Annotated in this window: 12 protein-coding genes; 3 read left to right on the top strand and 9 right to left on the bottom strand. The window is 51.6% G+C overall.

All coding sequences use genetic code 11. The features are described 5' to 3' along the window. A partial coding sequence (ilvA, locus tag JJU14_RS15430) for a threonine ammonia-lyase, biosynthetic (protein ID WP_228614612.1) occupies positions 1-905 on the top strand: 905 nt, incomplete at its 5' end. 83 nt (positions 906-988) lie between these two features. On the opposite strand, the gene JJU14_RS15435 is transcribed toward ilvA, so the two are convergent. The 3 genes from JJU14_RS15435 to JJU14_RS15445 form a co-directional block, all read right to left on the bottom strand. Beyond that, positions 989-1,825 carry a DUF3037 domain-containing protein gene (locus JJU14_RS15435; protein ID WP_228614613.1) on the bottom strand — a complete coding sequence of 279 codons (837 nt, stop codon included), beginning with the start codon at positions 1,823-1,825 and terminating at the stop codon, positions 989-991. Next, entirely contained in the window at positions 1,822-2,541 is a 720-nt protein-coding gene (locus JJU14_RS15440; protein WP_228614614.1) for a HipA family kinase, read from the bottom strand. The genes JJU14_RS15435 and JJU14_RS15440 overlap by 4 nt, the downstream gene beginning before the upstream one ends. Positions 2,542-2,760: 219 nt before the next feature. Next, positions 2,761-3,597, bottom strand: a complete 837-nt coding sequence (locus JJU14_RS15445; protein WP_228614615.1) for a trypsin-like serine protease — start codon at positions 3,595-3,597, stop codon at positions 2,761-2,763. A gap of 214 nt (positions 3,598-3,811) precedes the next feature. Here JJU14_RS15445 and JJU14_RS15450 point away from each other — a divergent pair, with 214 nt between their 5' ends. Continuing rightward, positions 3,812-4,045, top strand: coding sequence for a ribosome alternative rescue factor ArfA (locus JJU14_RS15450; RefSeq protein WP_228614616.1), 234 nt, complete (start codon positions 3,812-3,814; stop codon positions 4,043-4,045). Here the strand turns inward: JJU14_RS15450 and JJU14_RS15455 are convergent. The 5 genes from JJU14_RS15455 to JJU14_RS15475 all read right to left on the bottom strand — a co-directional run bounded on the left by JJU14_RS15455 (position 3,956) and on the right by JJU14_RS15475 (position 8,672). Continuing rightward, positions 3,956-4,315, bottom strand: coding sequence for a nucleotidyltransferase domain-containing protein (locus tag JJU14_RS15455; RefSeq protein WP_228614617.1), 360 nt, complete (start codon positions 4,313-4,315; stop codon positions 3,956-3,958). The two genes, JJU14_RS15450 and JJU14_RS15455, sit on opposite strands and share 90 nt — an antisense overlap. Then, the gene (locus JJU14_RS15460) at positions 4,302-4,718 is read right to left on the bottom strand and encodes a nucleotidyltransferase substrate binding protein (RefSeq protein ID WP_228614618.1); all 417 of its coding nucleotides are present in this window, start codon (positions 4,716-4,718) and stop codon (positions 4,302-4,304) included. Before JJU14_RS15460 ends, JJU14_RS15455 begins: the two co-directional genes overlap by 14 nt. Before the next feature lie 131 nt (positions 4,719-4,849). After that, positions 4,850-6,613 carry an alpha-amylase domain-containing protein gene (locus tag JJU14_RS15465; RefSeq protein WP_228614619.1) on the bottom strand — a complete coding sequence of 588 codons (1,764 nt, stop codon included), beginning with the start codon at positions 6,611-6,613 and terminating at the stop codon, positions 4,850-4,852. 304 nt (positions 6,614-6,917) lie between these two features. Further along, positions 6,918-7,697: a transporter substrate-binding domain-containing protein gene (locus JJU14_RS15470; protein WP_228614620.1), complete on the bottom strand. Its 780-nt coding sequence runs from the start codon at positions 7,695-7,697 to the stop codon at positions 6,918-6,920. 90 nt (positions 7,698-7,787) lie between these two features. Further along, on the bottom strand, positions 7,788-8,672 hold the full coding sequence (locus JJU14_RS15475; protein ID WP_228614621.1) for a DUF4097 family beta strand repeat-containing protein: 885 nt from the start codon (positions 8,670-8,672) through the stop codon (positions 7,788-7,790). A 235-nt stretch (positions 8,673-8,907) separates the two neighbouring features. Here JJU14_RS15475 and JJU14_RS15480 point away from each other — a divergent pair, with 235 nt between their 5' ends. Further along, positions 8,908-9,672 carry a transporter gene (locus JJU14_RS15480; RefSeq protein ID WP_228614622.1) on the top strand — a complete coding sequence of 255 codons (765 nt, stop codon included), beginning with the start codon at positions 8,908-8,910 and terminating at the stop codon, positions 9,670-9,672. Here the strand turns inward: JJU14_RS15480 and JJU14_RS15485 are convergent. Further along, positions 9,669-11,294 carry a methyl-accepting chemotaxis protein gene (locus tag JJU14_RS15485; RefSeq protein WP_228614623.1) on the bottom strand — a complete coding sequence of 542 codons (1,626 nt, stop codon included), beginning with the start codon at positions 11,292-11,294 and terminating at the stop codon, positions 9,669-9,671. The genes JJU14_RS15480 and JJU14_RS15485 overlap by 4 nt on opposite strands. Positions 11,295-11,604: the final 310 nt, after the last annotated feature.

Here is an 11,604-nt window from a genome sequence, read left to right on the forward strand (position 1 = left end):
ATGCCAACTGCTTGCAAATGGCGCTTAAAGCCGGTGCCCCCGTAACCCTGGAGCGTGTTGGCCTGTTCGCCGATGGTGTAGCCGTTAAACGTATTGGCAGCGAAAATTTCAAACTGGCGCAGCAGTTCTGCGATGCCGTCATCACCGTCAGCAGCGATGAAATCTGTGCCGCCATCAAGGACATCTTCGATGACTTGCGGGCGGTGGCCGAGCCCGCCGGCGCTTTGGCGCTGGCGGGTTTGAAGAAATACAGCCAGCAAAGCGATTGCCAGCCTAACCAGCAACTGGCGGCGGTGTTAAGCGGCGCCAACATGAATTTCGATACCTTGCGCTATGTCTCCGAGCGCTGTGAGCTTGGTGAGAAAAAAGAAGCTGTGCTGGCGGTGACCATCCCGGAGCAGACCGGCAGCTTCCGCCGTTTTTGCCAGACACTGGGCGGGCGCGCCATCACCGAGTTTAACTACCGCTACGCCAGCGATCACAAGGCCCATATCTTTGTCGGTATCAAATTGCGTCATGGCCTGCAGGAGCTGAATACCGTCAAGCAGGCGCTGCAGGATGCCGGTTACGAGTTTCTGGATTTATCCGACGATGAGTTGGCCAAATTGCATGTCCGCCATATGGTCGGAGGCCTGCCACCGCGGCCGCTGACCGAGCAGGTCTATCAGTTCAGCTTTCCGGAATACCCGGGCGCGCTGATGAACTTCCTTAATACGCTGGGCGAGCATCGCAACATTACGCTGTTTCACTACCGCAACCACGGTGCCGCCACCGGTGATGTGCTGGCCGGCTTTGAGGTAGCAGAACACAACGACATCGCCGAACACTTAAACAATCTCGGTTACGAATACCGGCTGGTTAGCGATAACCAAAGCTACCGGACCTTTTTAACCGCCAGTGGATGAGCCGATTAGCCTTAATATTCGGCTCATCAAGTGAGCCGAATATTAAAAAAGCTGCACCATCTGCGCCTTGTGGTTTACAGTGGTTACTGAAGTCTAAAGCTATCAGGCATCAGAGAATGCTTGGCAAAGTGGCTAATACCGGCTTTGTCATGATGATCCAATATTTGTACACCAAAATCCGCCAGTTCACGCTCTACTTCTTTAAAAGCGCCAATCAGCTTATTGTCGTTAACCTCAGGGCCTTGCAGGGGTAAAAGAATATTTTGCTTATGCAGCACATTATGATTTACCAGCCGCCGGAAACGACCTATCCATTGCTCAGCATGATCAAACAGGCGAATCGCCGTTTTTTGGCGAAAGGCTAATGGCCTGATGACAAAGAGGTCATTGGTTTTTGCTACCAGTGGCAGTGTCACCTCACAAAAGTTATCTTGAAGCTTTTGCTGCTTAAAGTGCGTAAGCTTTTCATCGCGGAGTTGCTGGCGAATCACTTTAACCATCAGGTTTTCCTGATACTCTTCTGTCAGGAAGTTACGATGAACCAATTGTTCAAATAGTTGATTAAGCACAGCTTCCGGCTTTTTCTCAAGGTACAATGTGCGCAATTCAGAATAACGTACCAATGTTTCTCGCGGCCGAACCACTTCCTGCATATGGAGCGCGAGATCTTTTGCTACCAGTTTCCCGACATACGCATGTAATCGCTGCAGCTCTTCTTCCACGGTTTGTAAGGTGGCTTTATAAAGTTTACCATCGAGGTCTTCAAAAAAATCAGTAACCCTGGCAAAGCGGGTTGGTGCCAGGCGGAAATCAATTAAGCCAAGCTCTGGTGCGCACAGCACGATGCCGACATTGGCAAACTCGCCTGTCTCCGCATGCGGCATAAATCGTACTATTGCATACTGATACAGCGTTTTCATATCAGCACCTCCCAAAACTCATCATCATTGTACTGCGACAAAGTCCTTCGTATCTGTTGCAAATAATCGGGTTCTTCATCAAGCCAAGTGGCTGGTAAGGATGAAGCATACTGCTCAAAGCCTTGCAAAGCAATTGTCAACTTTGCACTGTAATGATCCTGCCACAGCACATCCTGCTGACTGTTGAACCACACTTTATAGCCGGGGTGCAAATGTGCATTTCTGCTGAAATGATAGTCTTCGTCAAAGGCAAGGTTGTGATCCAGCACTACATAGTTATCTGAACCTGCGCGGTAAAATAAGTTCGGATTACCACTGTGTTCTGTCATGGTGCGATCTTCATTTTTTATCCAGTAATCAAACAGGAATAAATCGCGGGCAAACTTCACAGGAAGCTTTAAGACATTTGAGTGCGTTACTTCTAACAACCCGGAGATGAGTCGGGAACCAAAGACAACGGTATCTCCATCGCCTAGCACCCGACGTGCTTGTGGATCGTATTTCAAAATATCTGGCGGTAGATAGGCGCAGCAATAGTCAGGGATAGTAAGCTTCAATTTTTGTCCCAGCCAAGCGCAGATTGCTTCATTGATTAACCCACGCGTACCTGCTTGAGGTCCTTTGATGTAATACAGCTGGTTATCAGACAAACGACACAGATAGGGCTCGGTTCGACCTTGTATTGCTTTGGTCTGGATCTCGATGACTTCGAGCAACGAATACCCCCTTTGTTTGCTGCCAATAAAAACCAATAACACAATACAGTGACACACCAGATATAAAGCTATGACAATCATCCGGAAAAAACAAACTTTTACTGCGGTAGTTCGACAGGAGTGAAGCCAAAGAACCTGATTTGAGGCGTAGTGACTATTTACTAGCGCCTGTGCAGCGCGCCCAGAATGGGTGGTAATACTGCAGCAGAATCTTACTCATTAAAAATTCAGTCTGGCACAAAGTTGTGGCAAATCAGCCGTGCCCGGCGGTACAAAGCGGTTTTGTGTGGTTTGCTCTGCAATCAGCTGATGATCACCTGCCATCACGGCATCCAACCAGCTGGCATGATGTGAAATACGGGAGTAGGCCTCTTTCACACCATAGCGACCCACAGCCGTAAACCACGAGGTGGTGCGTGAGCTGACTCCAAGCAAATAAAAGTCGTCGGCTTTGCGGATGAACGCTGGCCCACCGCTGTCGCCATTGCCTGATACACCTTCCAGCGGCAGGGCCTGCATGCCCTGGTTAAAGATAAAGTGCAGTTCAGTAGCCGAGGCTTTGCTCACCGTATTTTGCGCCTTGCGCAACTGACCATTATTTTGTTGCAACGATACCGTCTGCCCGGTATTGCCATTGCCGCTGGCTCCGGCACCAATAAACCACAGGGCCTGGCCTTTTTCATCATTATCGCGGTACAACCGGGCTGCAGGCACTGAAAATACTGGTGTTTGTAGTTTAATCAACGCAATATCATTGTGTTTATCCAGCTGGTAATCAGCATGGGCATAAACCGCACTTACGGCAACCTCTTGCCCACCAACCTGGATCAGCGCACCGGGTTCCAGACAAAAAATCGCATGCGCGGCGGTCACCACCCACTCGGGGTCGATCAGGCTGCCATGCACACCTATCTGGTACAAGGTGGCCAATGCCGGAAAATCAGCTTCGCTGGCCCAATATTTTTCATCGCTAACATCATGCCGAATCACAATAGCCGCTAGTTGAAACGACAACATTGCTGTCAAAAATAAAACGAATAGTCGGAACAGATTCATAGTCACCTCTCGTTGACGGATCGGTCTATTGGCAAACCAATCGGCTACGCGCCACCACCAACTCCGGCAGTGCAAAGCGGTAAATGCATACTGGCTATTCTGACAAGCATTTCTCCTTTCTGCTTACCGGAATAACTAAAACGAAGCTTTTTGTGCTTGCTCAAGTCAAAGACTCCAGTTACACTTTGCGCGTTTTTTGAACAGGAGTCATACCATGAGTAAACCAGCAGCAGCCGAGCATGGCCGCGGTGAAATCCGCGATAATGCGATAAAAGCTTTAGTCACCAGTAAGGTGTTTCAAACCAGGGTGGTGAAGGCGAAAAAGGGCAAAGGATCCTACCAACGAAAAGGGCGTAATTCAAAAGATTACGCCCTTGTTGTATCTACTCCGTTCACACTCACTCCCGCGCTGATAAAACACCTGCCCAACACGCTCAATATGCGCTAACAAGTCCTGATGGCCGATGTCTTGCCGCCGGCAAATATCAAACTGATAAGGCAGTAGCAAGTCATCCAATGCCGTCATCAGTTGCAGCAGTTGTTGATGGCTAAAATGCTCGCCTAGCACCACCAGATCAATATCCGAACCCGGCCTGTAAGTCTCCATGGCACGAGAGCCATACAGAATGATCTGATCAATAGTGCCAAAGTTCGCCATGCACTGACGGATCTGTTGTAAAGCTGCTGCGGGCAGACCGAATAATTCAGCTTGTGGCATAGTGGCTACTTAGCGTCTGATGCAAAGCCGTCAGTGCTGGGTGGTAGCGCTGCAAAATATCCAGCACAACAGCTTGGGCAGTCGACTGATTGTAGCTATGGGAAGTCAGCGCCCGGCTTTTAATCATCGACATCCAGAGCTCACCGTCTGCAACCAAGCCTCGCTGATAAGCCAGCCGGAATGCATCACGAGATCCCTGAATATCGGTTTCGCCCTGAAACTGATAAAAATCTTTTATACAGCTCCACGCCAATTCATAGTTGTATTCAAAGGCCTGGATCAAGCCTTGCTGCTCCAGCTTGGATAAGGGGCGCTGTCTGGATAAATCGACGGCTTCCGTCAGCTCGCTCAAGGCTTTGGTAAAATTATCCAGCCGTTGCTGCCAACGTATATCCTGATTCATAACGGTTCCGATTATTTACTCTTCCTGTATTGTAGAGCCAATACCAGCTCACAACAACTGCATGGTCATAAAGCAAAACCAGCCCACCATCGGGGCTGATTTTGTAGTTGAGCTCAGGTGATACGGTTTCGTTAAAACCCACCATTAAAACTAGGGTGCAGATTGCTCTGGTTGTGGTTGCTGCCACTTTCCCAGTCCTGACCACTGCCACCGGCTGGGCCTTTACGGGTTTTCCATTCAAAATTACCCGGGTCCTGGATGGTCACTTCCCAGACGTTGCCACTGGTCCAAGTGCCTTCAATGCCGCCGCCCCAGTTGGTGAGCTCCGAACTACTGCCGGTGAAAAACAGTGAGTAGCCGTAGCCGACATCTTTGGTCATGCGCAGCGTGATGGTACCCGGCTGATTGCCACCACTGGATTGCGGTACCCAGACCGACCAACCGGTACTTTCCGTCATATTGACCGGGAAGCTGCCATAGCCCTGGGCATTGGTGGTGACAGTGCCGCTGACATTGCCGGTGTAATCGTAAAATGTCGTATTCGGCTGACGGCTATTGATAGAAAACGACTGCTGGCCACCCCAGTTGCGACCCGACATCAGCATCACCAAACCGGTGCCCGGCACATTGCTGAGTCCTTCCCGCACATAGGCATAGACTGCCTCGGTATTACCGGAGTATTCATGACCAGGGCCATAGGCAAAGTAACGGCGGGCTTCAATCAGTTTATCCAGCGTTGCTGCCATGCCAAACTCATCGTAATCACGGGCAAACACCGTGGGCACCCCATGCTCGCGTAACAGGATGTAGGCATAGGCCTGGTTCTTGTAGTTGATCACCTGCGGCATGCCGTAAGGATTGCCCGCCCGGCTGGTATCGTGGTTATCGACAAAGGTGACCGCCCGATCGCGGTGCTGGCTATTGACCAGACCACCCCACCAGCGCATGTCTTTGCCGCCACTGCTTAGAGCGACAAAGTCTTCGCGCAGATTAAAGTCGAAGGCACGCAAATGCGGCGTATTGACGGCATCCAGATAGCCGTTGATATCACTGACCCAGGCTTCCGCTACAAAGAACACATCCTCGCTGGTGGCCCACTGCACATGATTGATCCAGTCGCGGGTGAAATCGGTATCCACGTGCGCAATAGCATCCATCCGAAAGCCACTAAAGCCTACGTGGTTGATAATCCATTCGCCCCAGGCTTTCATTTCCTGCTGCACTTCAAAGCGGTTGTAATCAACATCCTCGCCCATCAGGTAAGGAAAGTGGAAGGTATTGCCCCACCACTTGCCGGGGTACAGCTGATTATCGGAGCCATTAAAGGCGGTCCAGTCCCAATCGAAGTCGTGCCACAAGTAGCCCCAGTTTTGCTGGGTATAATGCGCCTGACGGCCTTGCAAATGGTACTCGGTCCAGGCCAGACCAAAGCCAGGAATATTCTCCTGTGCATCAGCGCCCATGCGGTGATTAAACACCACATCAAAATAGGCCTGAATACCCAGCTGATCCAGCGCAGTCAGCGCTTGCTGCAGCTGCTGACGGCTGCCATAGCGAGTAGCGGTGGTGCCTTTTTGGTAAAACTCGCCCAGATCCCAAAAATCGTACACATCGTAACCGACGCTGTTGGTGCCATTCATACCCTTGGCGGCTGGTGGCAGCCACATCGAGGTAATGCCGCGCTCGGCCAAAGGGGTCGCCATGGCCGGTAAATTGGCCCAAAGGCCAGGGTAGGCATCCCAGTAAAACGCCTGATACATGGTGTTGTTGACCTGCTGCGGCGGGATTTCCGGCAACTCGCTGGCCTGCAGGCCAAAGGATAAACTGAATGCGGATAAGGCAATAGCGCTGTGACGCATCCTCTGCCAGATGGAAGTTTTGGCTGTTTTTTGCATGGTTTTACCTGAAAATAAATGGTTTTATTTCCGGCCTGTAGTTGTACTACCCGGCTTCATGCCTTGCCGTCCCACGACGTTGTCCTTGTTGTTACCCCCTGCGTCTCCAGACGCCACCAACAGTACTAAACAGGCCTCACGATCTCTGTGTTTAAAGTTTGCACAGAGCCCTACTGTTATGGCCAAACTGGTGCAGGTAAACAAGATGAATACGTATGCAGCGACAAATTAACGAAATATTTGCACTGCTTTGGGGAAATCAGAGTGAATGACGGGCATGATCGTCTTGCTGATCACAGAGAAATTAAAGCGGCTCCACAGCTGAAAAGTAACGCTGTTGCAAGCCGGATAAGACGCCATCGGCTACCAGTTGCTGCCAAGCCTGTTGCAATTGATGCAAGCTTTCTTCATCAAATGCAGCTTTACTGACCGCCAGGTAGACCGGACTTTCATGCAAGGTAAAAAGCGCCACCTGCTCCTGCTCATCCAGCACACCCTGTTGATACAGCTGCTGCAACGTTAGGCTGTCTTCAAAGGTCAGTTGTATGCGGCCACGCAACAATAAGTCCAGCTTTTGCTGGCTGGTGCCAACATATGCAAGCCGCTCTTGCAACTGCGGATTTTGCTCCAGTTCAGCTGCGAACGCTTGACCGTAAAACACCCCTTGCATCAGGCCTATTTGCCCATCGACCTCGGCCAATTGCTGCAAATTCCCGACCTTACCGAGTAAAGCACGCTCCCCAACCACCATGGTACGCTCGGTACTAACCGGGCCAATAAAGTGAGCAAACTCGGCGCGCTCGGCATTTTTTGACACATTGCTCATCATGCCGAGCTCACCATCGGCCAGCATTTGCATGGCCCGGCCAAAGGGGATCTCCAACAGCTCCAGCTGACAGCCCATTCGATCTGCCAACTGCTGATACAATTCCGCATTAAAGCCTTGCCATACCACCTCGCCGGTAGCCGACTCAAGCTTAATAAAGCGTGGAGGAAAATGCTGCGCCTGCACTTTGAGCAGGCAGGGTTCCGCCTGCAGTGAAGTGGCGCTTAACATCACCAGGGCCAACAACCATCGCACCATAGCTTTGCCAAATAAGAAATCGGAGCCTAAGTATGGATAAAGCCGAAACAAATAGCCAGGCAGCTTAGTGCTGCCTGACCTGATGTCCATTTAACGGGATGGCAAACGCACCTGGCCACGCACCTCCTGATGCCGCACCGAGCCACTGCCTTTTCGCTCTAAGCTAAAGTCGCCACCAATGCGCTCTGCTCGGATGCTGCCAGAACCAATGGAGCCAAAGGCCGCGTCGCCTGTCACATCGCTGACCCGGGCCGAGCCGGAGCTAATGCGATCCACCCTGACCGAGCCTTGCACATCACTGACCCGGATCTGCCCTGAACTCAAATTGTTCAGCGACACATCACCGGCAGCGCGCTCAATGCTAAGCTGGCCCGAGCTGACACTGCTAGCTTGAACAGCGCCGACCTGACGCAGGGACACCTGACCGGACGACAGCGCATTCAACTGCACCGGGCCTGCATCGGTCAGGGTGAACTGACCACTGGAGACGGTACTGCTGACCGGGCCAGCGACCTTGCTGGCCTGCACCCGACCAGAGCTTAACACCAGCTCTAAACCGGCAATATTTTCAATGCTGGCCGAACCGGAGCTGACCGTCAGATCCAGCAGCATGGCTGCCGGAACCTGCACCGTTAAATCGAACCAGCCATAGTTGCCACCCCGGCCAAAGAGGCCAGAGCCAAACTGATTCGAGCGCCGCTCAGGCAACAACTGCAACTGGGTGGACTGGCCCTGTTGCCGACTTGCCAGCTGCAATTCATCCAGTCGTTTTTGCGATGAAGCACAAAGCCGGGCATGCACTTGTACTTCGTTGCTAGTGCTGCCAGTCAGCTTCAGCTGATCGGACGCCATGGTCAGCTGCAAGCGCTGTACATCCGACAGGTTAAGTGTCCGCTCTGCGCTGTATGCACAGCGTTCATTGGCCACTGCCAAACCAGAGCTAAGTGCCAAAACGACGATACCTAATTTCCACATTGTTCTTTCCTCTTGCTTTTAATTGTTAAGGGCAGCCATCGGTTGCCAATGCACTTGGTTAGTAGGCAAAAAACAAGCCAAAAATTTAAACGCTTAAAATCAACGGTTTAGATTATGATTAATTTCTAAAATAGTAAATATCACGCCGAAATAGGCAAACAGACCGCGGATTTCATCATTTTAACGAACCTGAAGTGGTCTATAGTTAACAAAAAGAACTCCGGAGAACGCTGACATGATCAAGAGGCTCTGGCTAAGTTTAGCCGTCTTTACTTGCTGCTGCCTGGCTGCAGATGACTGGCCGGATTTTGACCGCCCTGGCATTTTGTTCGCTCCATCCGTGCTTCCGGTTGGCGCTTGGTCGATTGAGTTGGGTTTACCAGAGGTGAGCTTTAGCAACCGTGAACAGACTCGCAGCCAGGAAACGGAGCTTCATACCATGTTGCGCTATGGCTTGATGCCACAGTGGGAGTTGCAGCTGGAAATGGCGCCTTACATCCGGCAACGGGTCCGACAGGGCGATGCCCGTCAAACCCAGTCAGGCTACAGTGACACCCGGCTAGGAGCTCGCTATGATGCGTCGCCCGCGCTGGCACCCTGGTTTGCCGCAGATGCCGTGGCCCTGCAGGCTGGTATTCAACTGGGAACCGGCCAACGGGAGTTTACCGAATCCAGCAATGCTGTCGATCTAGGCCTGGTGACTAGTTGGGACTTATGGGCCGAAGGACATGCCGCAGATCTGATGCTGCAATGGCAGGGCAGCCGCAGCACCAGCAGCTGGTTTCTGGCCACCACCTATGGTGCCCCAGTCGCAACCGCCTTAACCGCTTTTGTCGAAACTGGTATCTGGTTTGGCGATGACTCCGCATCAGTGGTTGGCGGTGGCCTGGTATGGCGGCCCAGTGCAGGCTTTCAGTTGGATAGCTTCATTTTGAAGCGCTTATCTGGTGATATAGCAGATACCCAGTGGGGCCTGGGTATCTCCTGGATGTGGCTCTAAGCCACTTTAAATTCCGCGACCAGGTTGTTCAGCTCTTCCGCCACCCGCGCCAACTCCTGACTGGAAGCACTGGTTTCATTGGCACCAGCCGCTGTTTGAGTAGACAGATCCTGGATGGTGGTCAGATTCGAATCCACTTCTTTCGATACCATGGATTGCTGCTCGACTGCCGCAGCAATAGCCGCATTTTGCTGGTTAATGTTGTCGATCACCTCCGTCACCTGCTGGATAGCTTCTTCGGTTTCCGACGCCGCCTGCATGGTATTGACGGCCTGTTCATTGCTTTCACTGATGGCCTGGACGGTGCTGTTGGTCTCTTGCTGCACGGCATTGATCATGGCTTCAATTTGCTTGGTGGATTCCTGCGTCCGGTGTGCCAGGGCCCTTACTTCATCAGCCACCACCGCAAAGCCTCGGCCACTTTCACCAGCCCTGGCCGCTTCAATCGCTGCATTCAGTGCCAACAAGTTGGTTTGCTCGGCAATGGCGCGGATCACATCCAACAAAGAACCTATGTCTTTAACCCGGCCGGCCAGTGATTCCACCCCACTTAAGCTGTTTTCGATACCAGTGACCAAAGTTTTTAAAGTCTGCATGGTTTGCAGCACTTTTTGCTGGCCCAGCTTGCTGGCCGCTTCAGCCACATCCGACTCACGTGAGGTTTCGGCAGCGCTTTCAGCCACATTTTCAATGGCAGCAGTCAATTCATTCACTGCTGTAGCAGCCTGCTCCAGCTCACTGCTTTGGGTATGCAGGTTGGCAGTGGATTGGTCGGTTACCACGCTTAACTCTTCGGAGGTAGCTGCCAGCTGACTGGCTGACTGAGAAATATGACGTAGCGCCTCTTTTAAGCTCTGCTGCATAGCCAGCAAGGCGCGCAACATGGCGGCAGGTTCGTCCTGACCATCCACTTCAAACTGCAGGGTTAAATCATTGCGGGCAATGGTTTCCGCTAAGGTCACAGCCTGTTGCATCGGGCCTATGATGCTTCGGCTATAAAGCCAAGCAAAAAGGGCACTTAACAGCAACACAATCACCAAACCAATCCCGAGTAAAAGCTGGGCCTGATCAGACACTCGATCTACCTCTTGCTCAGTAGCAGCAGCGCTGTCCATGATATGCTCAACCAGAACATCAATCGCCGTCATTAAGTTATCGGCCCGCTCACGTAAGGCCCCCATTTGCAACTGTCTGGCTTCAACTGCCCTGCCAGCCTGCACATGCTGTACCAATTGCTGAAAGCTTTGCTGATATTGCTGAAATTGCTGATCCGAAGCCCTAAACGCCGTCTGTGCCTGACCATCAGAAAGCAATGCACTTAGCGTCTGACTATCGCGTTGATAATGCCGAATCAGAAGTTCTGATTCAGCCAGCATTTCACGAAGCTCGGAAGCATCCTCAGCGGTGCGGATCCGATACGACTGAACAATCAACGCCATTAAATCTCGACGCAGATTGCCTGCCTCGTTAGCAGCATTAAAATCGACGGTGACCAACTGCTCTGTGATACCTTCGATGCGCTCCATCTGTAAGATTGCATTGAGGCCTAGCAACAAGGTGAGCAAAGCAACCAAGCCAAAAGCCAAAGCTGAGCGCACGCCCAGTTTCATTGAACGAATCATAATTTTCCCCGCAATTATTTACAGCTGTAAGAACACACTTTATAAGTAGTGCTGTATTCGCACTTGCTTAACTATAGACAGCAAGGGCAAGATGCGCCAACTCAGAAGCACCAGAAAAAGGTAAAGCAGGAAAGTTGCAATCAGATTAACCAAGGTGTTTCAGGCAACAATGCCAGATGCTGGCAATAGCGTTGTAAATTAAAGACTTCCCTGCGCTCGATGACCGCTTCCATCTCCGGCGCTAAGGCACACGCTATCAGTTCGATGGCTTCTTCCCGGCTATGTCCGGTCAGTTGCAGCCGCATCAGGG

Source organism: Alkalimonas sp. (genome assembly GCF_020831925.1).
Taxonomy (GTDB): Bacteria; Pseudomonadota; Gammaproteobacteria; order Enterobacterales; family Alteromonadaceae; genus Alkalimonas.